This window comes from Stenotrophomonas maltophilia group sp. P373 (genome assembly GCF_053295075.1).
Window position 1 is genome coordinate 1,809,309 of record NZ_CM129994.1, and the last position, 22,239, is coordinate 1,831,547.

General features: G+C 65.6%; 22 protein-coding genes. 16 read left to right on the forward strand and 6 right to left on the reverse strand.

The window, feature by feature from the left end; genetic code table 11:
* Window positions 1–110 precede the first annotated feature (110 nt).
* The 3 genes from ACSYHF_RS08400 to ykgO all read right to left on the reverse strand — a co-directional run bounded on the left by ACSYHF_RS08400 (window position 111) and on the right by ykgO (window position 1,788).
* Complete coding sequence (locus ACSYHF_RS08400; protein WP_095377731.1) at window positions 111–1,148, reverse strand: agmatine deiminase family protein; 1,038 nt, start codon at window positions 1,146–1,148, stop codon at window positions 111–113.
* Window positions 1,149–1,187: 39 nt separating this feature from the next.
* The gene (locus ACSYHF_RS08405) at window positions 1,188–1,487 is read right to left on the reverse strand and encodes a hypothetical protein (RefSeq protein WP_227837998.1); all 300 of its coding nucleotides are present in this window, start codon (window positions 1,485–1,487) and stop codon (window positions 1,188–1,190) included.
* Between the two features lie 175 nt (window positions 1,488–1,662).
* Entirely contained in the window at window positions 1,663–1,788 is a 126-nt protein-coding gene (ykgO, locus tag ACSYHF_RS08410; RefSeq protein WP_005409283.1) for a type B 50S ribosomal protein L36, read from the reverse strand.
* A 197-nt stretch (window positions 1,789–1,985) separates the two neighbouring features.
* On the opposite strand from ykgO, the gene cmk reads away from it, so the two are divergent.
* From cmk to ACSYHF_RS08455, 9 genes are all read left to right on the forward strand, one after another.
* The gene (gene cmk / locus ACSYHF_RS08415) at window positions 1,986–2,663 is read left to right on the forward strand and encodes a (d)CMP kinase (RefSeq protein ID WP_049411481.1); all 678 of its coding nucleotides are present in this window, start codon (window positions 1,986–1,988) and stop codon (window positions 2,661–2,663) included.
* A gap of 198 nt (window positions 2,664–2,861) precedes the next feature.
* Entirely contained in the window at window positions 2,862–4,547 is a 1,686-nt protein-coding gene (gene rpsA / locus ACSYHF_RS08420) for a 30S ribosomal protein S1 (protein ID WP_005416230.1), read from the forward strand.
* Window positions 4,548–4,634: 87 nt separating this feature from the next.
* Window positions 4,635–4,940, forward strand: coding sequence for an integration host factor subunit beta (locus ACSYHF_RS08425; protein ID WP_005409286.1), 306 nt, complete (start codon window positions 4,635–4,637; stop codon window positions 4,938–4,940).
* 77 nt (window positions 4,941–5,017) lie between these two features.
* Window positions 5,018–5,302, forward strand: coding sequence for a LapA family protein (locus tag ACSYHF_RS08430; protein ID WP_061477908.1), 285 nt, complete (start codon window positions 5,018–5,020; stop codon window positions 5,300–5,302).
* 6 nt (window positions 5,303–5,308) lie between these two features.
* Window positions 5,309–6,487, forward strand: a complete 1,179-nt coding sequence (lapB, locus tag ACSYHF_RS08435) for a lipopolysaccharide assembly protein LapB (RefSeq protein ID WP_005416232.1) — start codon at window positions 5,309–5,311, stop codon at window positions 6,485–6,487.
* A gap of 3 nt (window positions 6,488–6,490) precedes the next feature.
* Window positions 6,491–7,480 (forward strand): MraY family glycosyltransferase, encoded by a 990-nt coding sequence (locus ACSYHF_RS08440; protein ID WP_032954119.1) that lies wholly within the window; start codon window positions 6,491–6,493, stop codon window positions 7,478–7,480.
* A gap of 3 nt (window positions 7,481–7,483) precedes the next feature.
* Window positions 7,484–9,397 (forward strand): polysaccharide biosynthesis protein, encoded by a 1,914-nt coding sequence (locus ACSYHF_RS08445; protein ID WP_032954120.1) that lies wholly within the window; start codon window positions 7,484–7,486, stop codon window positions 9,395–9,397.
* Window positions 9,394–10,272 carry a UTP--glucose-1-phosphate uridylyltransferase GalU gene (galU, locus tag ACSYHF_RS08450; protein ID WP_032954121.1) on the forward strand — a complete coding sequence of 293 codons (879 nt, stop codon included), beginning with the start codon at window positions 9,394–9,396 and terminating at the stop codon, window positions 10,270–10,272. Before ACSYHF_RS08445 ends, galU begins: the two co-directional genes overlap by 4 nt.
* 55 nt (window positions 10,273–10,327) lie before the next feature.
* Window positions 10,328–10,567, forward strand: a complete 240-nt coding sequence (locus ACSYHF_RS08455; protein WP_262221511.1) for a hypothetical protein — start codon at window positions 10,328–10,330, stop codon at window positions 10,565–10,567.
* 196 nt (window positions 10,568–10,763) lie between these two features.
* On the opposite strand, the gene ACSYHF_RS08460 is transcribed toward ACSYHF_RS08455, so the two are convergent.
* From ACSYHF_RS08460 to ACSYHF_RS08470, 3 genes are all read right to left on the reverse strand, one after another.
* Window positions 10,764–11,972, reverse strand: a complete 1,209-nt coding sequence (locus tag ACSYHF_RS08460; protein WP_005416236.1) for an acetyl-CoA C-acyltransferase — start codon at window positions 11,970–11,972, stop codon at window positions 10,764–10,766.
* A 69-nt stretch (window positions 11,973–12,041) separates the two neighbouring features.
* Window positions 12,042–14,414, reverse strand: a complete 2,373-nt coding sequence (locus ACSYHF_RS08465) for a 3-hydroxyacyl-CoA dehydrogenase/enoyl-CoA hydratase family protein (RefSeq protein ID WP_262221512.1) — start codon at window positions 14,412–14,414, stop codon at window positions 12,042–12,044.
* A 39-nt stretch (window positions 14,415–14,453) separates the two neighbouring features.
* A complete protein-coding gene (locus ACSYHF_RS08470) occupies window positions 14,454–15,107 on the reverse strand; it encodes a TetR/AcrR family transcriptional regulator (protein WP_005416238.1) in 654 nt (217 codons plus the stop codon).
* A 359-nt stretch (window positions 15,108–15,466) separates the two neighbouring features.
* On the opposite strand from ACSYHF_RS08470, the gene ndk reads away from it, so the two are divergent.
* The 7 genes from ndk to der all read left to right on the forward strand — a co-directional run bounded on the left by ndk (window position 15,467) and on the right by der (window position 22,096).
* On the forward strand, window positions 15,467–15,892 hold the full coding sequence (ndk, locus tag ACSYHF_RS08475; protein ID WP_005409295.1) for a nucleoside-diphosphate kinase: 426 nt from the start codon (window positions 15,467–15,469) through the stop codon (window positions 15,890–15,892).
* A 10-nt stretch (window positions 15,893–15,902) separates the two neighbouring features.
* The gene (gene rlmN, locus ACSYHF_RS08480; RefSeq protein ID WP_005409296.1) at window positions 15,903–17,108 is read left to right on the forward strand and encodes a 23S rRNA (adenine(2503)-C(2))-methyltransferase RlmN; all 1,206 of its coding nucleotides are present in this window, start codon (window positions 15,903–15,905) and stop codon (window positions 17,106–17,108) included.
* Window positions 17,095–17,880, forward strand: coding sequence for a type IV pilus biogenesis/stability protein PilW (gene pilW / locus ACSYHF_RS08485; protein WP_005416239.1), 786 nt, complete (start codon window positions 17,095–17,097; stop codon window positions 17,878–17,880). Before rlmN ends, pilW begins: the two co-directional genes overlap by 14 nt.
* 18 nt (window positions 17,881–17,898) lie before the next feature.
* A complete protein-coding gene (locus tag ACSYHF_RS08490) occupies window positions 17,899–18,768 on the forward strand; it encodes a RodZ domain-containing protein (protein WP_111129446.1) in 870 nt (289 codons plus the stop codon).
* A 65-nt stretch (window positions 18,769–18,833) separates the two neighbouring features.
* Window positions 18,834–19,472 (forward strand): YfgM family protein, encoded by a 639-nt coding sequence (locus ACSYHF_RS08495; protein ID WP_014036903.1) that lies wholly within the window; start codon window positions 18,834–18,836, stop codon window positions 19,470–19,472.
* Window positions 19,472–20,680, forward strand: a complete 1,209-nt coding sequence (bamB, locus tag ACSYHF_RS08500) for an outer membrane protein assembly factor BamB (RefSeq protein WP_005416243.1) — start codon at window positions 19,472–19,474, stop codon at window positions 20,678–20,680. The genes ACSYHF_RS08495 and bamB overlap by 1 nt, the downstream gene beginning before the upstream one ends.
* A gap of 18 nt (window positions 20,681–20,698) precedes the next feature.
* Window positions 20,699–22,096 carry a ribosome biogenesis GTPase Der gene (gene der, locus ACSYHF_RS08505; RefSeq protein WP_005413118.1) on the forward strand — a complete coding sequence of 466 codons (1,398 nt, stop codon included), beginning with the start codon at window positions 20,699–20,701 and terminating at the stop codon, window positions 22,094–22,096.
* Window positions 22,097–22,239: the final 143 nt, after the last annotated feature.

The window sequence follows — 22,239 nt, forward strand, 5'->3', positions numbered from 1 at the left end:
CGGCGTGTTGCGCGCTGAATGGGTGATGGTAGTGCCGGCCGCTGGCCGGCATCCCCATCAATCCGTCAGGCATTGCCTGGTTGCCGGCCAGCGGCCGGCACTCCCTTTTCTCAGACCTTCAACAACCCGGCCGGCAGCTGCATGGTGATGCAGTGCAGGCTGCCGTTCTGCCAGATCAGCGAGCGGCAAGGCACCTGCACGATCTCGCGACCCGGATGCGCCTGGGCCAGCACATCACGGGCCAGGTCGTCGGCCGGGTCGCCATAGGCCGGCATCAGCACCGCGCCGTTGACGATCAGGTAGTTGGCGTACGACGCAGCAAGACGGCGGCCTTCGTCGATCACCGGCCGCGCCCACGGCAGCGGGAACAGGCGATACGGCTGGCCGTCCTTGGTGCGCAGCGCGGCCAGCTCGTTGCCCATCGCCTGCAGCTCGGCGTAGTGCGAATCGCTCTCGTCGTCGCAGGCCTGATAGACGATGCTGTCAGCGGAGGCGAAGCGGGCGAGGGTATCGATGTGGGCGTCGGTGTCGTCGCCTTCCAGGTAGCCGTGGTCCAGCCACAGCACGCGGTCCTGCTGCAGCCAGTCGGCCAGGTCGGCGCTCAGGCTGGCGCGGTCGCGGTCCGGGTGGCGTTCGTGCAGGCACTTCCAGGTGGTCAGCAGGGTGCCTTCGCCGTCGGTCTCGATGCCACCGCCTTCCAACGCGAACGGAATGCTGCGTACCGGGGCGTCGTTGAACACGCCAGCCTGGTCGAGCACGCCCACCAGCTGGTCATCCAGGGTGGCGTCGAACTTGCCGCCCCAGCCAGTGAATCGGAAGTCCAGCAGCTGGAAACCGCCGTCGGCGCGGCGCAGGGTGATCGGGCCGGAGTCGCGCAGCCAGGTATCGTCGTAGGCGGCCGTGGTGAAGTGGACCTTGTCCATGTTGATGCGGTTGGAGCGCAGCCGCATTTCGGCATAGGTCTCCACATCGTCGTCGGCCACGCAGATCAGCACCGGCTGGAAGCGGGTGATGGCCGCGACCAGGGCGATGTAGGTCTCTTCCACCTGGCCCAGGCGGTCGGCCCAGTCGGTGTCGGCGGTAGGCCAGGCAATCAGGACGCCGCTCTGGGCTTCCCACTCGGCAGGAAAACGAAGGGTCTGGTTCATGGTCTCGCTACACAGGCCCGCCCAGGGCGGGTAAAGGGATCAACGGATCGGTGGTTTCGGGCCGATTTCGTTCGGGTCCGCCTGGTTGGCCACCACGTCGATCACCTTCTGCTTCTCGAAGTAGACGGTGAACTGCGGGTACACCCAGCGGTTGATGGTCGGCCATTGCCGCTTCTGCCCGCCACGCGGCTGCAGTTGTTCGCTGGGCGCGCCGAACTGCGCCTGCACCTGCTGCATGCTCTGGCCGCGCACGGGCAGGGCACCGGCCGGCTTCTCGCGGGCACGGTCGACAAGCAGGGTATCGGCCAGTGCCGGTGTGGCGGCGGCCAGGGTGGCCATCACGGCCAGGGCGGACAGGTAACGCTTCATCTCGATCTACTCCCCAGTGGTCAAGAAAGGCGATTACAGCAAAAACGGCAGGAAAAAGCCGCATAAACAAAAAACCGCCCGAAGGCGGTTTCTTGCATCGGGTCGGCCCCGCGTAGGGCCAGCCGCAGCCGGAAGGCTGTGAGGCTTAGCGCTGACGCGCCTTGAAACGCGGGTTCGACTTGCAGATGACGAAGATCTTGCCACGACGACGCACGACCTTGCAGTCACGGTGACGGGCCTTCGCCGACTTCAGGGAGGACAGGACTTTCATGGCATACCTCGGCGTAAACAGTAGTTGTTCGGGTGGAGCGTGGCCGCGATATGCGAAAGACAATCGGCAGTTGACGCTCGTTCAAGCCCGCCATTCTACCGGGCTTTTCCTCATGGTTTCAAGTGGTTGCACAAAAGATCCCGCTGGGGGCGTCTGGCAGGGGCTAGAATGGCCTCTTCACACGCTCTGGGACCCCCATGAATCCACTCGCTCCCGTCCTGACCATCGACGGCCCATCCGGGGCCGGCAAGGGTACCATCAGCCGCATCATCGCGCGCAGGATGGGCTGGCATTACCTGGATTCGGGCGCGCTGTACCGGGCGGTGGGGGTGGCCGCAAGCTGGGCCGACATCGACACCTCCGACGCCTCCGCGCTGGTCCGCTGCACCTTTGACACCCACGTTCAGTTTGTCGAGCAGGGCGATGCGATGCGGGTCATGGTCAACGGCACCGATGCCACCGACGAGCTGCGCCTGGAGACCACCGGGGCGCTGGCCTCGGCCATTGCCGCCATCCCGGAGGTCCGGGCCGCCCTGAAGGAGCGCCAGCGCGCATTCAGGGAGCTGCCGGGCCTGGTCGCCGACGGCCGCGACATGGGCACGGTGATCTTTCCGGACGCCCCCTACAAGGTCTTCCTGACCGCCAGTGCCGAGGAGCGCGCAGAGCGCCGGCATAAGCAGTTGAAAGACAAGGGGGTTTCTGTTAACTTTGATGACCTCCTGCGCGAGATCATGGCCCGCGACGCCCGTGATGCTCAGCGTACCGTGGCGCCCCTGAAGCCGGCAGACGATGCTGTCCTCATCGACACCACAGGCATCGGCATCGATGATGTCGTTGCCCGAGTGATGGATCTGCTTCCGGTTCCGGCTGCCTGATCCGTTCGCGCGGGAGCACTGCCAGCAGCATCGGCGGTGGTCGCGCATAGCAGTGCTGTACCCGCTCCGTCGCGCAATGATGCGTGGCGGTTTTCCTACTACACACGACCTGCGTTTCCGGGGTCGACCAACAGGCGGGCGGTCGCCATTCCCCTGAAGGGGACGCCACCGACCCATGTGTCCAACAGAGTAAATCTAATGACCGAATCATTTGCCGAACTGTTTGAAGCCAGCCAGGCCAACCTGGCCAAGCTGAAGCCGGGCGCCATCGTCAGCGGTACCGTTGTTGAAGTCCGCGGCGACGTCGTGGTGATCAACGCTGGCCTGAAATCCGAAGGCATCGTGCCGATCGAACAGTTCCGTAACGACGCTGGCGAAATCGACGTCGCCGAAGGCGATATCGTCAAGGTCGCCCTCGACTCGATCGAGAACGGCTTCGGCGAAACCGTCCTGTCGCGCGAGAAGGCCAAGCGCGCGATGGTGTGGGACGAGCTGGAAGAAGCGTTGGAAAAGAACGAAACCATCACCGGCCGCATCAGCGGCAAGGTCAAGGGTGGTTTCACCGTGGACATCAAGGATGTCCGCGCCTTCCTGCCGGGTTCCCTGGTCGATGTGCGCCCGGTGCGCGATCCGGCCTACCTGGAAGGCAAGGAACTCGAGTTCAAGCTCATCAAGCTGGACCGCAAGCGTAACAACGTCGTGGTCTCGCGCCGCGCTGTCGTCGAAAGCGAGCACTCGGAAGAGCGCGAGCAGCTGATGGACAAGCTGCAGGAAGGCGCGATCCTGAAGGGTGTCGTCAAGAACCTGACCGATTACGGCGCGTTCGTGGACCTGGGCGGTATCGACGGCCTGCTGCACATCACCGACATGGCGTGGAAGCGCGTGCGTCACCCGTCGGAAGTCGTGAACGTCGGCGACGAGCTGGACGTCCGCGTGCTGAAATTCGACCGCGAGCGCAACCGCGTTTCGCTGGGCCTGAAGCAGCTGGGCGAGGATCCGTGGGACAACATCGGCCGTCGTTACCCGGCCAACAGCCGCGTCTTCGGCAAGGTCTCCAACGTCACCGATTACGGTGCGTTCGTTGAGATCGAGCCGGGCGTCGAAGGCCTGGTGCACGTCTCCGAGATGGATTGGACCAACAAGAACGTCAACCCGTCCAAGGTTGTCCAGGTGGGTGATGAAGTCGAAGTGATGGTGCTGGACGTCGATGAAGAGCGTCGCCGCATCTCGCTGGGCATGAAGCAGGTTGCCGCCAATCCGTGGGAAACCTTCGCTGCCACCCACAAGAAGGGTGACAAGGTGTCGGGCCAGATCAAGTCGATCACCGACTTCGGCATCTTCATCGGCCTGGACGGCGGCATCGACGGCCTGGTCCACCTGTCCGACATCAGCTGGAACACCACCGGCGAAGACGTCGTTCGCAACTTCAAGAAGGGCGATACCCTGGACGCCGTCGTCCTGGCCGTCGATCCGGAGCGCGAGCGCATCTCCCTGGGCGTGAAGCAGCTGGAGCAGGATCCGTTCGGCCAGTACATGGCTGCCAATCCGAAGGGTTCCAAGGTCGAAGGCGTGGTGAAGGAAGTCGACGCCAAGGGCGCGATCATCGAGCTGGCTGACGGCATCGAAGGTTACGTCTCGGCCCGCGACATCGCCAACGAGCGCGTTGACGACGCCACCCAGCACCTGAAGGTCGGCGACAAGGTCGAAGCCAAGTTCGTGGGCATGGACCGCAAGGGCCGTACCCTGCAGCTGTCGATCAAGGCCAAGGACGACGCTGAAATGCGCGAAGTGCTGGAGGAATACCAGTCCTCTTCGGCTTCCAGCGGCACCACCCAGCTGGGCGCGCTGCTGCGTGCACAGCTGAACGGCAACAAGTCCGAGTAATCGGCCTTAGGCTGTTCGTTGTTTCCTGGACGGCCCGGGCATTGCCCGGGCCGTTTCAGGCTGAGATGCCCCTGATGTGAGCCGGTAATGACCAAATCCGAACTGATCGAAATCCTTGCGCGCCGCCAGGCGCACCTGAAGGCCGATGATGTCGATCTGGCGGTGAAGTCGTTGCTGGAAATGATGGGCGGATCGCTGTCCGCCGGGGATCGCATCGAAATCCGTGGATTTGGCAGCTTCTCGCTGCACTATCGTCCGCCGCGCCTGGGTCGCAACCCGAAGACCGGCGAATCGGTTGCCCTGCCGGGCAAGCATGTCCCCCATTTCAAGCCGGGCAAGGAACTGCGCGAGCGGGTCAGCAGTGTGCTGCCGCTGGACGCCGATCCGGCCTGAGCCTGCCGTCGCGCCACCGCGTGCGAATCCAGCCGCGAGTCGGATAAGCTACGGACTCCTGCCACTGGAGCTGTCGCATGAAGGTTTTTCGTCTGCTGGTCCTGCTGGCGGTACTCATTCTCGGGTTGATCATCGGTGCCATGAACATGGACGAGATGACCATCAACCTTGTTTTCACCCAACTGAAGACCTCGGTCGGCGTGGCAATCATTGCCGCATTGCTGATCGGTGTCATCGTCGGTGCTGGCCTGGTGCTGGTGAGCGTGGTCATTCCGCTCTACGGCCAGCTGCGTCGCGCCAACAAGTCCGCTGCCGCTTCGCCGGCACCGGTTGCTTCCCCCCAATCTTTTGATGGACGTTGATCGAAGATGGATTTCGTCACCGAGTGGTTCTGGTTCTTCCTGTTCGTACCGCTGGCCGCACTGGCCGGGTGGGTGATCGGGCGGCGTGGTGGCCAACGCCACGGTGACAGCCAGGTCAGCCGCCTGTCGAGCACCTATTTCCGTGGCCTGAACTACCTGCTCAACGAGCAGCCGGACAAGGCCATCGAGCTGTTCCTGCACATCGCCGAGCTGGACAAGGAAACCTTCGAGACCCAGGTCGCGCTGGGCCATCTGTTCCGCCGTCGTGGCGAAGTCGACCGCGCCATCCGCCTGCACCAGGGCCTGGTCAATCGCCATGACCTGAGTGACGCACAGCGCGTGCAGGCCCTGCTGGCCCTGGGCGAGGACTACATGAAGTCCGGCCTGCTGGATCGTGCCGAGACCGTGTTCACCGAGCTGGCCCAGCTGGATCAGCGCGCACCGCAGGCGCTCAAGCACCTGATCGGCATCTACCAGGCCGAGCGCGATTGGGAAAAGGCCATCGACAACGCCACCCGGTTCGAGGATGTCACCGGCGAGCCGATGGGCAAGCTGATCGGGCAGTTCGAGTGCGAACTGGCCGAGCGATTCCGTGGCGCCGGCAAGCTGGAAGAGGCGAGGGCAGCGATCGCCCGCGCCTACCAGGCCGATGCGATGTCGGTGCGCGCCGGCATCATCGAGGGCCGGTTGGAAACCGACGCGGGCAATCCTGAGGCCGCCGTGCGCGCCTTCGAGCGCGCCGCGCGCAACGACCCCGAATACCTGCCGGAACTGCTGCCGGCGTTGATGCAGAACTATCGCAAGGTGGGCGATCTGGCAGGTGCGCGCGCGTTCCTGTCGGAGATGACAGAGCATTACCGTGGCATTGCCCCGGTGCTGGCGCTGACCCGGTTGATGGAAGAGCAGGAAGGCGTGGCCCCGGCGCGTGCCTACCTCGGCCGCCAGCTGAAGGATCGCCCGTCGGTGCGTGGCGAGTCCGCGCTGATCGACCTCACCCTGGCCGAGGGCGCCGATTCCACAGCCACCCTGCATGACCTCAAGCACATCACTGACCAGTTGCTGGTGCGCAACCCGGCCTATCGCTGCACCCGCTGCGGCTTCGGGGCGCGTACCCACCACTGGCAGTGTCCGAGCTGCAAGGAGTGGGGGACGGTCAAGCCGCTGCTGAACTACGCGGTGCTCTGATCCATGCCCTGGCTTGTGATGGGCGCGCTGCTGGCGCTCGCCCTGCTGAGTGCGGTGCTGACCTGGGCGGCACGCGGCTATGCGCTGCGTCAGCAGTTGATGGACCAGCCCGGCGAACGCCGCAGCCATAGCGTCGCTACACCGCGCGGTGGCGGCATCGCCATCGTCATCAGCCTGCTGGTGACTGCAGCCGTGGCCATCTGGGCCTGGCCCGAGAGCACGCCGACAGTACTGGTGGCCAGCCTTGGGCTGGTGCTGGTGGCCGGTATCGGCTGGTGGGACGACCACAAGCCCCTGCCAGCGATGCGTCGCCTGCTGGTGCATTTCATCGCCGCGACGCTGCTGGCCGGCCTGGTGAAGGTGAATGGCGGCAGCTGGCTGTTGGCGGCGCTGGTGCTGCTGTTCACCGCCTCACTGATCAACATCTGGAATTTCATGGACGGCATCAACGGCATTGCCGCCAGCCAGGCCGTCGTGGCGATGCTGGGGCTGGCGCCGGTGCTGCCGTGGCCGTACTCGCTGGCTGCCGTGGCCCTGGGCCTGGCCTGCCTTGGATTCCTGCCGTTCAACTTCCCTCGGGCCCGGATCTTCATGGGCGATGTCGGAAGTGGAGCGCTGGGGTATGCGGTCGCAGCGGTGCTGGCACTCGCCAGCGTGCGTACCGATATCAACTGGATCCTGCTGCTGGTCCCGGTTTCGCCGTTCCTCGTGGACGCGGGCTTCACACTGCTGGCGCGCATCATTTCAGGACAACGCTGGATGGAACCCCACACCCAGCACGTCTACCAGCGCGCGGTGCAGGCAGGAGCCAGTCACCCCCAGGTGACAGGGATGTACTTTGCTTTGGGCCTGTTCAGTATTACAGTGTTCAATGTCTGCTCCAATTTGCAGCCGAGGTGGGAGGCTGCCGTGGCGATCGCGTGGTTCACCGCGCTGAGCGTCCTCTGGCTCCTCCTGCGCAATGGAATGCGCTACCGACAAGGAAATACCTGACTTATGGCTTCACCCTGGCGGGACAGAATCCTCGGCCTGATGCCGCGTTCGGCCATCGTCTGCCACGACCTTTTCATGGTCTGGGCATGCTGGCAGTTGCTCCATGCAGGGCGTTACTCGATCCTGCCCAACGCTCCGGCGCTGCCCCTGTGGAACGTCGATACCACCCTGGTCCTGCTGCTTCAGGGCCTGGTGTTCTGGCGCGTGGGCCTGTATCGCGGGCTGTGGCGGTTCGCCAGCGTCAGCGACCTGCTGAACATCTTCAAGGCCAGCTTCATCGGCATGGTCGCCATCGTCCTGGTGCTGATGTGGAAGCGCTTCGACGGCGTGCCGATGTCGGTGCTGGTGATCTACCCGTTCGCGCTGTCGGCCCTGCTGGGCGCACCGCGCCTGCTGTACCGGGCCTGGAAGGACTATCAGGCACTGCAGTCCGATTCCAGCGCCCGCCGCGTGCTGATCCTCGGCGCCGGCCAGGCGGCGGAAACACTGGTGCGCGACCTGCGTCGTTCCGGCAACTTCGAGCCGGTCGGCCTGCTCGACGATGCACCGCACCTGCGGGGTGCCAAGCTGCAGGGCCTGCCGATCCTCGGCACCCTGGATGACGCCCCGACAGTGGTCCGCGAGACCGCTGCCAAGCTGCTGGTCATTGCCATGCCGTCACTGGACGCCGCAGGCATGCAGCGCGTTGTCGCGATCTGCGAAAGCACCGGCGTTCCGTTCCGTACCGTGCCCAAGCTCAGCGACATCCTGCAGGGCCAGTCGCTGCCGGGCCAGCTGAAGGAAGTGGCGATCGAGGATCTGCTGGGCCGCAAGCCGATCATGCCGGACTGGAACCTGATCCGCGGCTGGTTGGGTGGGCGCACTGTGATGGTTACCGGCGCCGGTGGTTCGATCGGCTCGGAGCTGTGCCGCCAGTGCGCGCGGCACGGTGCCGGTCGCATCATCCTGCTGGAGATCAGCGAGCTGCTGCTGCTGACCATCGAGGGCGAGCTGCGGCGCAGCTTCCCCGACGTCGAGATCGAGGCGGTGCTGGGCGACTGCGGTGACCCGGCGGTGATTCGCCATGCGTTGTCGCTGCACCCGGTCGATACCGCTTTCCATGCGGCCGCCTACAAGCACGTGCCGGTGCTGGAGCGCCAGCTGCGCGAAGCGGTGCGCAACAACATCCTGGCGACCGAAAACGTCGCCCGCGCGTGCCTGGAAGCCCGCGTGGAGCATTTCGTGTTCATTTCCACGGACAAGGCGGTCGACCCGGTCAATGCGCTGGGTGCGAGCAAGCGCTACGCCGAGATGATCTGCCAGAGCCTGGACCAGAAGTCCACGCACACCCGTTTCGTCACGGTGCGTTTCGGCAACGTGCTGGCGTCGGCCGGCAGCGTGGTGCCGCTGTTCCGCGAGCAGATCCTGCGCGGTGGTCCGGTCACGGTCACCGACCCGGAAGTCAGCCGTTACTTCATGACCATCCCCGAGGCCTGCCAGCTGATCCTGCAGGCGGCCGCGTCGGCGTCGCATGGTGCGATCTACACTCTGGACATGGGCGAGCCGGTGCCGATCCGCGTGCTGGCCGAACAGATGATCCGTTTGACCGGCAAGCAGCCGTACAAGGACATCCAGATCATCTATACCGGCCTGCGCCCGGGCGAGAAGCTGCACGAGACGCTGTTCTATTCGGACGAAGACTACCGTTCGACCGCGCACCCGAAGATTCTCGAGGCCGGCGTGCGTACGTTCTCGCGCGACCTGGTGCTGGGCAACGTTCCGCGCCTGCGTGAGGCGATTGCCAGCTACGACACTGCCAGCATCCAGGAAATCCTGTTTGCGACGATGCCGGAATTCTCGCCAATCGAACAGGATGCTTACATTTCATCCGCTAAAGTCGTGCCCTTTCCGGCACGTGAGGCGAACAGGCACCAATGAGCAAGCGAATTCGCAAGGCAGTTTTCCCGGTGGCAGGACTGGGAACGCGTTTTTTGCCAGCAACCAAGACTGTGCCGAAGGAGATGCTGCCGATCATTGATCGGCCGCTGATCCAGTACGCCGTTGATGAAGCCATCGAAGCCGGCTGCGACACGCTGGTGTTCATCACCAACCGCTACAAGCACGCGGTTGCCGATTATTTCGACAAGGCCTACGAGCTGGAGCAGAAGCTCGAGCGCGCCGGCAAGCAGGAGCAGCTGGAGCTGATCCGGCATGTGCTGCCCAACGGCGTGCGCGCGATCTTCGTGACCCAGGCCGAGGCGCTGGGCCTGGGGCACGCAGTGCTGTGTGCCAAGGCTGTGATCGGTGACGAGCCGTTCGCGGTGCTGCTGCCCGACGATCTGATCTGGAATCGCGGTGCCGGTGCGCTGAAGCAGATGGCCGACCTCAATGAGGCCAGCGGTGCCAGCGTGATTGCGGTCGAAGACGTGCCGCACGAAAAGACCGCCAGCTACGGCATCGTCGCCACTGAGGCGTTCGATGGCCGCAAGGGCCGCATTTCGCAGATCGTCGAGAAGCCGAAGCCGGAGGACGCGCCGAGTGACCTGGCGGTGGTCGGCCGCTACGTGCTGAGCCCGAAGATCTTCGAACTGCTGGAACAGACCCAGACCGGTGCCGGCGGCGAGATCCAGCTGACCGATGCGATTGCCGAGCTGCTGAAGACCGAAGAAGTCGATGCCTATCGTTTCGAGGGCACCCGCTTCGACTGCGGTACGCACCTGGGTCTGGTGGAGGCGACGATCCGCTTCGCGCTGGACAATCCGAAGCTGGCCGGCCCGGCGCGGGAGAAGCTGGCGGCGATGCTGGCGGAATAAGGGGTTTATCAAGCGCTCCGTCAGCGCTTTGATTGATACGTGGCGGAGGGGGCGGATGGCCCTCTCCAAAACACGCCAAAGCCCTTCCATGGTGCTCGGTGGCGCCATCCATGGCGCCAACGGTTTTGGAGAGGGCCATCCGCCCCCTCTCGACAGTTTCCGTGCGGCGCGGACGGGAAGGGCGGAATCAAGGGCAAAAGCAAAAGCAAAAGCAAAAGCAAAAGCAAAAAGGCAGCCACTGGCTGCCTTTTTTGCTTGTTGGGGTCAGATCCCTTTGCGCAGCAAAGGGATCTGACCCCGGCCTTTGACCCTGCCTTTGCTCATCCCTCCGCCGCGGGGAGGCTGGAAGGGCCGGGTTGGCAGGGCTGCCCGGGACCGTTGGCGCCATGGATGGCGCCATCGAGCCCCCATGGAAGGGTTCACGGCGTGTCCCGGGCAGCCCTGCCAACCCGGCCCACGCCATGAAGCCCATCGAGGCAACGCCTTGAACCTTACAGCGCCTCGAAAATACCCGCCGCGCCCATGCCGGTGCCGATGCACATCGTGACCATGCCGTACTTCTGCTGGCGACGACGCAGGCCGTGCAGCAGGGTGGCGGTACGGATCGCGCCGGTCGCGCCCAGCGGATGGCCCAGGGCGATCGCGCCGCCCAGCGGGTTGACCTTGCTCGGGTCCAGGCCGCAATCGCGGATCACTGCCAGCGACTGCGCGGCGAAGGCTTCGTTCAGTTCAATCCAGTCCAGCTGGTCCTGGGTCAGGCCGGCCTGCTTCAGGGCCTTCGGGATCGCGGCGATCGGGCCGATGCCCATCACTTCCGGGCGCACGCCGGCCACCGAGAAGCTGACGAAACGCGCCAGCGGGGTCAGGCCGTAATCCTTGATCGCCTGCTCCGAGGCCAGCAGCACGGCACCGGCGCCATCGCTCATCTGCGACGAGTTGCCGGCGGTGACGGTGCCGCCGAACTGGCCGTTGCGGAATACCGGGCGCAGCTTGGCCAGGCCTTCAGCGGAGGAGTCCGGGCGCGGGCCTTCGTCGGTGTCGGCCACCTTGTTGCGGGTGATGATGCGCTGGCCGTCGGCCAGGTCCGGCAGGTGCGAGACGATCTCGTACGGGCTGATTTCGTCCTTGAACTCGCCGTTCTGGATCGCGGCCATGGCCTTCTGGTGCGAGGCCAGGGCGAACGCGTCCTGGTCTTCGCGCGAGACCTTCCACTCTTCGGCCACCTTCTCGGCGGTGATGCCCATGCCGTAGGCGATGGCGACGTGGTCGTTGTCGAACACGCTCGGTGCCATGGCGATCTTGTTGCCCATCATCGGCACCATCGACATCGACTCGGTACCGCCGGCCAGCATCAGGTCGGCGTTGCCCAGGCGGATCGCATCGGCGGCCTGCGCCACGGCCTGCAGGCCGGAGGAGCAGAAGCGGTTCACGGTCTGCGCGGCGATGGTGTTCGGCAGGCCGGCCAGCAGCACGCCGATGCGCGCCACGTTCATGCCCTGCTCGGCTTCCGGCATGGCGCAGCCGATGATGGCGTCATCGATGCGGTTGACGTCCACGCCCGGGGCCTGGGCGACGACGCTGCGCAGCACGTGCGCAAGCATGTCGTCGGGGCGGGTGTTGCGGAACATGCCCTTGGGCGCCTTGCCAACCGGGGTACGGGTGGCGGCGACGATGTAGGCGTCCTGGATTTGCTTGGTCATTGCAATGATCTCTTGAATAGGGGTTGGAAGAGGTTGCCGGCCAGCGGCCGGCACTACCGATGTCTTCCGTCAGTTCCGCAGCGGCTTGCCGGTCTTCAGCATGTGCGCGATGCGGGCCTGGGTCTTTTCCTGCTGGGCCAGTTCGACGAAGTGCTTGCGCTCCAGGGTCAGCAGCCACTCTTCGTCCACCAGGGTGCCGCGATCGACCTTGCCGCCGCACAGCACGGTGGCGATGCGCTCAGCAATCTCGTAGTCGTACGGGCTGATGAAGCGGCCTTCCAGCATGTTGACCAGCATCATCTTGAAGGTGGCGATGCCCACGTCACCGGCGACCTGGATGCGGCGTGCCGGCAGCGGCGGACGGTAGCCCGCTTCGGCCAGGGCGCGAGCTTCGGCCTTGGCGATGTGCAGCGCTTCGTAGCTGTTGAACACCACCTTGTCGGTGCTGCGCAGCAGGCCCAGTTCCTTGGCGTTGACCGCCGAGTTGGAGACCTTGGCCATCGCTACGGTCTCGAAGGTCTTCTTCAGTTCGGCGAACACATCACCGCCCGGGCCTGCGGCCTGCGAGGCGCGCACGGCCAGTTCCTTCAGGCCACCGCCGGCCGGCAGCAGGCCGACGCCGGCCTCGACCAGGCCGATGTAGCTTTCCAGGAAGGCCACGGTCTTGGCGCTGTGCATCTGGAACTCGCAGCCACCACCCAGCGCCAGGCCACGCACGGCGGCAACCACCGGCACCAGCGAGTACTTGATGCGCTGGCTGGTGCGCTGGAAGTTGGCAACCATTTCTTCGAACTGGTCGACCTTGCCGGCCTGCAGCAGGCCCAGTGCACCGGCCAGGTCGGCACCGGCGGAGAAGGGTTCCTTCTGCTGCCAGATCACCAGGCCCTGGAAGTCCTTCTCGGCGCGGCTGACGCATTCCTGCAGGCCGTCCAGCACCTGGTCGGACACGGTGTTCATCTTGGTCTTGAAGCTGACCACGGCGATGCCATCACCGTCGTGCCACATGCGCAGGCCGTCGTTCTCGAACACGGTTTCGCCCGGCGCGAACTGTTCGCCCAGCAGCGGATCCGGGAAGCGCTGGCGCTGGTACACCGGCAGCGACGAACGCGGCAGCTTGGCGTTGCGCGACGGGCTGTAGCTGCCCTCGGCGGCGTGCACGCCATCGCGGCCATCGAACACCCAGTCCGGCAGCGGTGCGTTGCTCATGCTCTTGCCGGCCACGATGTCATCGGCGATCCACTGCGCGACCTGCTTCCAGCCGGCGGCCTGCCAGGTCTCGAACGGGCCCAGCGACCAGCCGTAGCCCCAGCGGATGGCCAGGTCGACGTCGCGCGCGGTCTCGGCGATGTCGGCCAAGTGGTAGGCGCTGTAGTGGAACAGGTCACGGAAAGTCGCCCACAGGAACTGCGCCTGCGGGTGCTGGCTCTCGCGCAGCTTGGCGAACTTCTCGGCCGGGTTCTTGATCTTCAGGATCTCGACCACTTCCGGGGCGGCGGTGCGGTCGGCCGGGCGGTAGTCCTGCTTCTCCAGGTCCAGCACGACGATGTCCTTGCCGACCTTGCGGAAGATGCCGGCGCCGGTCTTCTGGCCCAGTGCGCCCTTGGAAATCAGCGCGTCCAGCCACTTCGGCGACTTGAAGAACTCATGCCACGGATCATTCGGCAGGGTGTCGCCCATGGTCTTGATGACATGCGCCATGGTGTCCAGGCCGACCACGTCGGAGGTGCGGTAGGTGGCCGACTTCGGGCGGCCGACCAGCGGGCCGGTCAGGCCGTCCACTTCATCGAAGCCCAGGCCGAACTGCTGGGTGTGGTGGATGGTCGACAGGATCGAGAACACGCCGATGCGGTTGCCGATGAAGTTCGGGGTGTCCTTGGCGTACACCACGCCCTTGCCCAGGGTGGTGACCAGGAAAGCTTCCAGGCCTTCCAGCACGGCGGCATCGGTGGTGGTGGCCGGGATCAGCTCGGCCAGGTGCATGTAGCGCGGCGGATTGAAGAAGTGCACGCCGCAGAAGCGGTGGCGCAGCTGCTCGGGCAGCACGTCGGCCAGCTTGTTGATGCCCAGGCCCGAGGTGTTGGAGGCGAGCACCGCGTGGTCGGCCACGAACGGGGCGATCTTCTTGTACAGGTCCTGCTTCCAGTCCATGCGCTCGGCGATGGCCTCGATGATCAGGTCGCAGTCCTTCAGCTGCTCCAGGCCGGACTCGTAGTTTGCCGGGGTGATGGCTTCGGCAAGCGACTTGCTGGCCAGCGGCGCGGGACTCAGCTTGCCCAGGTTGGCGATCGCCTTCAGCACGATGCCGTCGGCCGGACCTTCCTTCGCAGGCAGGTCGAACAGCACGGTGTCGACGCCGGCGTTGGTGAGGTGGGCGGCGATCTGGGCACCCATGACGCCGGCACCCAGCACGGCGGCGCGGCGGACTAGCAGGGAATTGGACATGGTGTAGGGCCTTTGTTGGTCAGCAGTTACTGGGTGGAATCAAACGGAAGCGGGCAGGGCGCTGGCGCGTGCGGCGGCGCGGAACCCGGCTTCGGCGAAATGGATCAGTTCGTGGGCGGCATGGGCACGATGCGCCGCTTCGGTGACACCGGCGGGACGCTTGATCAGCCCGAAATCGGCCATGGCATAGGTGAGCGAGCCGGCCAGGAAGTCGAGGCGCCAGTACAGTTCCTCCTTGCTCAGGTCCGGCACGCACTCGCCGATGGCCTTGCCGAACGCACGCAGCACGTGGCCGTAGTGGTCGGACAGGAACTTGCGCAGGTTGTCGTTCTTCTCGGCGTAGGCGCGGGCGATCACGCGCACGAAGGCGCCGCCGTTCTGGCGGTCCTGGGCCAGCGCCAGCGCCGGCTCGACGAAGGCGGCCAGCACCGGGCGCAGTTCGCCCGGGTGCTCGGCGCGGGCACGTTCGAGCTGTGACAGGCGGGCGCCGGTCATCTCGTCCATGCGGCGGCGGAACACCTCGTTGACCAGGTTTTCCTTGGAGCCGAAGTGGTAGTTGACCGCAGCGATGTTGACATCGGCCTGGCTGGTCACCTGGCGCAGCGAGGTGCCGGCGAAGCCGTGCTGGGCGAACAGCTCCTCGGCCGCGCCGAGGATCCGGTCCTTGGTCGAGAAGTGGGCGGGTTTGGCCATCGGCGGGCGGACCTTAATCAAACGATTGTTTGATACTAGGACCAGACGGTAGCGTATGGCATTTTGCAGTGCAGCAAAAATGGCTCGGACGGTCAGAATCCGCTCAGCTGGGTGAATGGGGTAGGGGTCGGATCCCCGCAGGGGCTCCGACCCCGATGCTGGGCCCGGAATGGGGTCAGAGCCCCTGCGGGGATCTGACCCCTGCCGTGAAGGTTTGCCGGCCGACGGCCCTCTACCACCCCGCGGCTTTATCTTTTACAATTCGCCTACGTTTATCAGGCTAAGCCCGCGTCCCGACGCGGGTTTTTTTCATGTTACCCTTCGGGCCATCAGCGGCCCGATTCCATTGGAGACATCCCATGGCGCTGGAGCGCACCCTTTCGATCATCAAGCCGGACGCCGTTGCCAAGAACGTCATCGGCGAAATCTACGCCCGCTTCGAGAAGGCCGGCCTGAAGGTCGTGGCCGCCAAGTACAAGCAGCTGTCCCGTCGTGAAGCCGAAGGCTTCTACGCCGTGCACCGCGAGCGTCCGTTCTTCAACGCGCTGGTCGAGTTCATGATCTCCGGCCCGGTGATGATCCAGGCCCTGGAAGGCGAGAACGCCGTCCTGGCCCACCGCGACCTGCTGGGCGCCACCAACCCGAAGGAAGCCGCGCCGGGCACCATCCGCGCCGACTTCGCCGAATCCATCGATGCCAATGCCGCCCACGGCTCGGACTCGGTCGAGAATGCCGCGATTGAGATCGCCTACTTCTTCGCCGCCACCGAAGTCGTTTCGCGCTGAGAGTAATGCCGTGAACGAGGTCGTACAGTCCCCCGCCATCCAGCCGCTGCCGAAGTCGGCACCCACGGCTGGCAAGCAGAACCTGCTCGACCTTGATCGCGCGGGCCTGGAGAAGTTTTTCGTCGAGGTTCTCGGCGAAAAGAAGTTCCGTGCCCATCAGGTGATGAAGTGGATCCACCATCGCTACGTCACCGATTTCGATGAAATGACCGACCTCGGCAAGGTCCTGCGCGCCAAGCTGCAGGCCCATGCCGAGGTGCTGGTTCCCAACATCGTGTTCGACAAGCCCTCCGCCGACGGTACCCACAAGTGGCTGCTGGCAATGGGCGTGGATGGCAAGAACGCCATCGAGACCGTGTACATCCCGGACAAGACCCGCGGCACGCTGTGCGTGTCCTCGCAGGTCGGTTGCGGCCTGAACTGCACGTTCTGCTCCACCGCTACCCAGGGCTTCAACCGCAACCTGACCACCGCCGAGATCATCGGCCAGGTGTGGGTTGCCGCACGCCACCTGGGCAACGTGCCGCACCAGATGCGCCGCCTCACCAACGTGGTGATGATGGGCATGGGCGAGCCGCTGATGAACTTCGACAACGTCGTGCGCGCCATGAGCGTGATGCGCGACGACCTGGGCTACGGCCTGGCCAACAAGCGCGTGACCCTGTCGACCTCTGGCCTGGTGCCGCAGATCGACCGCCTGTCTGCCGAAAGCGACGTGTCGCTGGCGGTGTCGCTGCATGCGCCGAACGACGCGCTGCGCGAGACGCTGGTGCCGCTCAACAAGAAGTACCCGATCGCCGAGCTGATGGCCTCGTGTGCACGCTACCTGCGCGCCAACAAGCGCCGCGAGTCGGTCACCTTTGAATACACCCTGATGAAGGGCATCAACGACAAGCCCGAGCATGCCCGCGAGCTGGCCCGCCTGATGCGCCAGTTCGACAACGCGGTGCAGGCCAAGGATTCGGGCAAGGTCAACCTGATCCCGTTCAACCCGTTCCCGGGCACCCGCTACGAGCGTTCGGAAGAAGCGCACATCCGCGCCTTCCAGAAGATCCTGCTCGACAGCAACGTGCTGACCATGGTCCGCCGCACCCGTGGCGACGACATCGATGCCGCCTGTGGCCAGCTCAAGGGCCAGGTAATGGACCGCACCCGCCGCCAGGCGGAGTTCAACAAGACGCTGCAGGCGGGGAAGGGGAGCGATGCCGCGGCCTGACCGCCTCTGGCTGGTTCTGTTCGCAGGCATGCTGGCCGTTGCGGTCGGCGGCTGCAAATCCCATCCCAAGGCCAAGCTCGGGCCGAGCCAGGCGCCGGTCTATTCGGTGGCTGACCCGGAAAGCGTGCGGCGCGAAGTGCGCTGGCGCGACCTGTTGACCCTGGCGACCCGTGACCTGCAGGTCGGCAATCTCGACGCCGCCGAGCGCAAGGTGCGCGAAGCGCTGAAGCTGGCGCCCGAGGCGCCCGATGCGCTGGTGCTGCAGGCCGGCATCGATGACCGTCGTGGCCGCACCCGCCAGGCGGGCGAGAATTTCCGCAAGGCCGCCGAGCTGGCGCCGCAGCGCGGGGACGTGCTCAACAACTACGGTGCCTGGTTGTGCCAGCAGGGCCAGCCGGCCGAATCGCTGGTCTGGTTCGACCGGGCGCTGCAGGCGCCGGGCTATGCCACCCCGGGCGAAGCGCAGGCCAATGCCGGTAGCTGCGCACTGGACGCTGGGCAGCTCGAACGTGCCGAGCGCGACCTGCGCGCGGCACTCGTCGCGGCGCCGGCCAACCCGGTTGCGCTGGAGTCGATGGCCCAGCTGAGCTTCCGCCAGGGCCGCTACATGGAGGCCCGGGCGTTCGCCGAACGTAGGATTGCGGCTGCACCCGCAACGCGTTCCGTGTTACAACTTGCGTCTCAAATCGAAGTGAAGCTGGGCGATCGGGCGGCATCTGATCGTTATCTGCAGCGGATTCGACAGGAATTTCCGCAGGAAGCGGGCTCCTAACTCCAGGGTTGATGCATTGTGATTGATGACCAGACTGTGAGCGCTCTCGAGACTGCGGCCGGCTGCGGCACCCGCCTGCGCCAGGCCCGTGAAGCGGCCGGACTGACCCTCGAAGATGTCGGCTCGCGCCTGCGCATGCCGGTCCAGGTGGTCAAGTCGCTGGAAGAGGAACAATGGCAGAAGCTGGGGGCGCCGGTGTTCGTGCGCGGCCAGCTGCGCAGCTATGCGCGCCTGCTCGACGTGGACGTGGGCGAGCTGCTGGAACAGGCCCAGGTCGGCCCGGTGGTTCCGCCCACCCTGGTCAGCCATACCCATACCCCCCGTGCGCGCCGCATTGCCGAGAACCTCGGTCGGCGCGTGCTGTATGTCGGCATCACCGCCGTGCTGGCGGTGCCGGTGTGGTTCGCCACCCGTGGCCACTTCGACGGCAGCGCGACCCCGTCGCCGAGCACCGCCTCGCTGGACGTGATCCCGGCCGCCGTGCCGGTCACGCCGTCCGCAGCCGGCAGCGAGATGGCCGCCCCGGCCGAAGCGACCACGTCCCCGGCCAGCAAGCCGGCGGCCACCCCTTACGTCGCCTCGCTGGCCCCGGTGCCGCGCCCGGCGCCGGCCCCGGCTGCCGGCAATGCGCTGGAAATGCAGTTCAGCGGCGACAGCTGGGTCGACATCGGCGGCCCGGACGGCAGCACCGTCGAGAAGGCACTGATCAAGTCCGGCGAGACCCGCAGCTTCACGCCGGGCCAGGTGACCCGGGTGACCCTGGGCAACGCCTCGGCGGTCCAGGTTCAGCAGAACGGCGCTATCGTCGATCTGACCCCCTACCAGCGAGCCAACGTGGCACGCTTTCAGGTATCCTCTGAAGGCTCCGTAGTCCCGGTTTCGCACTGAGGCGCGGTTTCACCACCTTCGATTAAACCCAATGGTCCCTCCCGACGGGCGGGGCGAGAGTACGCATGGCGATCGACGATCTGCTCGACGAGCACGAACAAAGTGAACGCGTCCGCAGCTGGCTGCGGAAGAATGGCGCCAGCATCCTCGGTGGCGTAGTCATCGCCATCGGTGCCATTGCCGGCTGGCAGTGGTACCAGAAGGAGCAGGGCAGCAAGCTGGCCTCGGCCAATGTCGAGTACCAGAAGGCCCTGCAGGGCCTGCAGCAGAACAAGCTTGACGACGCCGCCAAGGCGGTCAAGGCGCTCGAAGCCGGCCCGTCCAGCATCTACGGCGACCTCGCGGCGCTGCAGCTGGCCAAGGCCCAGGTCGACGCCGGCAAGAACGAAGAGGCACTGGCCACCCTGCGCAACGTGAAGGTCGAAGGCGACCTGCAGCGCGTGGTCGACCAGCGTGTGGCCCGCCTGCTGGTGGCCACCGGCAAGAGCGACGAGGCCATCAAGCTGCTGGGCAGCGCCACCGACAGCAGCAGCCTGGAAATCCATGGCGATGCGCTGATGGCGCAGGGCAAGCGTGACGACGCCCGCGTACAGTACGAGAAGGCGCTGAAGACGCTGGACGTGGCAGCGCCGCAGCGGCGCCTGCTGGAAACCAAGGTTATGGACGCCGGCGGCACCGTTGCCGCCCCTGCGGAGTCGGTTTGATGAGTCAGAAGGTCATGATCACCCGCGTCGCCACCGTGCTCCTGATGGGCATGGCCCTGACCGGCTGCGGCACCATGAAGGGCTGGTTCGCTGGCAAGGACGCGGCGGCGAAGAAGGCACAGGAACCGGCTGAGCTGGTCAAGTTCGAGCCGACCGTGAAGGTCAGCAAGATCTGGTCAGTCAACCTCGGCAAGGGCGAGCGTCGCATCGGTGTGCGCCAGGGCCCGGCGGTGGCCAACGGCCACGTGTTCGCTGCGGCGATCACCGGTGGCGTGCACGCCATCGACCTGCAGACCGGCAAGAAGGTCTGGACCTGGGAGCCGAAGAAGGAAAAGAAGAAGGCCAAGCTGCGCCTGTCCGGCGGCCCGGGTGTCGGTGAGAACCTGGTCGTGATCGGCACGCTGGATGGCCAGGTCATCGCTCTGGACATCAACGACGGCAGCGAGAAGTGGCGCGCCCGTGTTCCGGGTGAAGTCATCGCCGCGCCGGCCGTTGCCCAGGGCATGGTCTACGTGCGCAGCAACGACGGTCGTGTGACCGCCTTCGATGTCGGCAACGGCACCCAGAAGTGGTTCAACCCGAGCGAGCTGCCGGCGCTGACCGTGCGCGGCAACGCGCCGGTGGTGACCGGCCCGGGCGTGTTGTTCATCGGCAAGGACGAGGGCGCGGTTGCGGCCCTGGCCCAGCAGGATGGCCGCACGCTGTGGGAACAGAACCTCGGCAACGGCGAAGGCCGCACCGAGCTGGAGCGCATGGCGGACGTCGACGGCGCACCGGTGCTCGACGGCAACACCCTGTACGTGAGCAGCTTCAAGAACCAGACCATGGCCATCGAAGGCCCGACCGGTCGCCCGCTGTGGGCGCGCGACCATGGCGGCGCAGGTGGCGTGGCGGTATCGTCCGGCAATGTGTTCGTGACCGACAACAAGGGCGGCGTGTTCGGTCTGGACAAGGCCAGCGGCGCAGCCATGTGGTCGCAGACGGCACTGGCCCGTCGCTCCCTGACCGGCCCGGCACTGCACGGCGACTACGTCGTGGTCGGTGACTACAAGGGATACGTGCACTGGTTGCAGGCCTCCGATGGTGCGATGGCGGCACGGGCAAAAAGTGGCGGCGACGCCCTGCTGGCCCAGCCGGTCGTCGTCGACGGGGTGCTGCTGGTGCAGAACGTGGATGGCAAGCTGACCGCCTTCCGGTTGGCAAACTAAAAAATTGGAGTAATCGCGATGCTGCCTCTGGTCGCCCTGGTTGGACGGCCGAATGTCGGCAAGTCGACTATTTTCAATGCGCTTACGCGCACCCGTGACGCGCTGGTCCATGACCAGCCCGGCGTCACCCGCGACCGCAACTACGGTGTCTGCCGCCTCGACGAGGACAACCATTTCCTCGTCGTGGATACCGGTGGTATCGCCGGGGAAGACGAAGGCCTGGCCGGCGCCACCACGCGCCAGGCCCGTGCGGCCGCGGCCGAAGCCGACCTGATCCTGTTCGTCGTCGATGCCCGCGAGGGCACCTCGGCGCTGGACGACGAGATCCTGGCCTGGCTGCGCAAGCTGTCGCGCCCGACGCTGCTGCTGATCAACAAGATCGACGGCACCGACGAGGACAGCGTGCGTTCCGAGTTCGCCCGTTATGGCTTCGGCGAGATGCTGACCGTCTCGGCTGCGCATCGCCAGGGTCTGGACGACCTGCTGGACGAAGTGATCCAGCGCCTGCCGGAAGAAGGCAGCGGCGAAGAGCTGGACAACGACCCGAACCGCATCCGCATCGCCTTTGTCGGCCGCCCGAACGTGGGCAAGTCGACCCTGGTCAATCGCATCCTCGGCGAGGAGCGCATGATCGCCTCCGACGTGCCGGGTACCACCCGCGACTCGATCGCGGTGGACCTGGAGCGCGACGGCCGTGAGTACCGCCTGATCGACACCGCCGGCCTGCGCCGTCGTTCGCGCGTGGATGAGGTCGTCGAGAAGTTCTCGGTGGTCAAGACCATGCAGTCGATCGAGCAGTGCCAGGTGGCCGTGCTGATGCTCGACGCCACCGAAGGCGTGACCGACCAGGACGCCACCGTGCTCGGTGCCGTGCTCGACGCCGGCCGCGCGCTGGTGATCGCCATCAACAAGTGGGATGGCCTGACCGAGTACCAGCGCGAGCAGGCCGAAACCATGCTGTCGCTGAAGCTGGGCTTCGTGCCGTGGGCCGAATCGGTGCGCATCTCGGCCAAGCATGGCTCGGGCCTGCGTGAGCTGTTCCGTGCGGTGCATCGTGCGCACGAATCGGCGAACAAGACCTTCACCACCAGCGAAGTGAACAAGGCGCTGGAAGTGGCCTACGAGACCAACCCGCCGCCGACCATTCGCGGCCACGTCTCCAAGCTGCGCTACGTGCACCCGGCCGGTTCCAACCCGCCGACCTTCATCGTGCACGGTACGCGCCTGAAGGAACTGCAGGAGTCGTACAAGCGCTACCTGGAGAACTTCTTCCGCAAGCGCTTCAAGCTGATCGGCACGCCGGTGAGCTTCATCTTCCGCGAGGGTACCAACCCGTACGAGGGCAAGAAGAACGTCCTCACCGAGCGGCAGGTCAAGGCCAAGCGGCGCTTGATGAAGCACGTCAAGGGCAAGTGATTCACGAAAAAGGCGGCCGCAGGGCCGCCTTTTTTGTTCGCGCCCCTACCGGTAGTGCCGGCCGCTGGCCGGCAACCTCGGGTCGTCCGGTGCGTTCATGGCCATGCCGGCCAGCGGCCGGCACTACCCCATGTTTGCAGGTA

What these genes read in the sequence shown, in the direction of transcription:
- ACSYHF_RS08400 (WP_095377731.1), bottom strand. Translation starts at nt 1,148, where the DNA reads ATGAACCAGACCCTTCGTTTTCCTGCCGAGTGGGAAGCCCAGAGCGGC.
- ACSYHF_RS08405 (WP_227837998.1), bottom strand. Translation starts at nt 1,487, where the DNA reads ATGGCCACCCTGGCCGCCGCCACACCGGCACTGGCCGATACCCTGCTT.
- ykgO (WP_005409283.1), bottom strand. Translation starts at nt 1,788, where the DNA reads ATGAAAGTCCTGTCCTCCCTGAAGTCGGCGAAGGCCCGTCACCGTGAC.
- cmk (WP_049411481.1), top strand. Translation starts at nt 1,986, where the DNA reads ATGAATCCACTCGCTCCCGTCCTGACCATCGACGGCCCATCCGGGGCC.
- rpsA (WP_005416230.1), top strand. Translation starts at nt 2,862, where the DNA reads ATGACCGAATCATTTGCCGAACTGTTTGAAGCCAGCCAGGCCAACCTG.
- ACSYHF_RS08425 (WP_005409286.1), top strand. Translation starts at nt 4,635, where the DNA reads ATGACCAAATCCGAACTGATCGAAATCCTTGCGCGCCGCCAGGCGCAC.
- ACSYHF_RS08430 (WP_061477908.1), top strand. Translation starts at nt 5,018, where the DNA reads ATGAAGGTTTTTCGTCTGCTGGTCCTGCTGGCGGTACTCATTCTCGGG.
- lapB (WP_005416232.1), top strand. Translation starts at nt 5,309, where the DNA reads ATGGATTTCGTCACCGAGTGGTTCTGGTTCTTCCTGTTCGTACCGCTG.
- ACSYHF_RS08440 (WP_032954119.1), top strand. Translation starts at nt 6,491, where the DNA reads ATGCCCTGGCTTGTGATGGGCGCGCTGCTGGCGCTCGCCCTGCTGAGT.
- ACSYHF_RS08445 (WP_032954120.1), top strand. Translation starts at nt 7,484, where the DNA reads ATGGCTTCACCCTGGCGGGACAGAATCCTCGGCCTGATGCCGCGTTCG.
- galU (WP_032954121.1), top strand. Translation starts at nt 9,394, where the DNA reads ATGAGCAAGCGAATTCGCAAGGCAGTTTTCCCGGTGGCAGGACTGGGA.
- ACSYHF_RS08455 (WP_262221511.1), top strand. Translation starts at nt 10,328, where the DNA reads ATGGCCCTCTCCAAAACACGCCAAAGCCCTTCCATGGTGCTCGGTGGC.
- ACSYHF_RS08460 (WP_005416236.1), bottom strand. Translation starts at nt 11,972, where the DNA reads ATGACCAAGCAAATCCAGGACGCCTACATCGTCGCCGCCACCCGTACC.
- ACSYHF_RS08465 (WP_262221512.1), bottom strand. Translation starts at nt 14,414, where the DNA reads ATGTCCAATTCCCTGCTAGTCCGCCGCGCCGCCGTGCTGGGTGCCGGC.
- ACSYHF_RS08470 (WP_005416238.1), bottom strand. Translation starts at nt 15,107, where the DNA reads ATGGCCAAACCCGCCCACTTCTCGACCAAGGACCGGATCCTCGGCGCG.
- ndk (WP_005409295.1), top strand. Translation starts at nt 15,467, where the DNA reads ATGGCGCTGGAGCGCACCCTTTCGATCATCAAGCCGGACGCCGTTGCC.
- pilW (WP_005416239.1), top strand. Translation starts at nt 17,095, where the DNA reads ATGCCGCGGCCTGACCGCCTCTGGCTGGTTCTGTTCGCAGGCATGCTG.
- ACSYHF_RS08495 (WP_014036903.1), top strand. Translation starts at nt 18,834, where the DNA reads ATGGCGATCGACGATCTGCTCGACGAGCACGAACAAAGTGAACGCGTC.
- bamB (WP_005416243.1), top strand. Translation starts at nt 19,472, where the DNA reads ATGAGTCAGAAGGTCATGATCACCCGCGTCGCCACCGTGCTCCTGATG.
- der (WP_005413118.1), top strand. Translation starts at nt 20,699, where the DNA reads ATGCTGCCTCTGGTCGCCCTGGTTGGACGGCCGAATGTCGGCAAGTCG.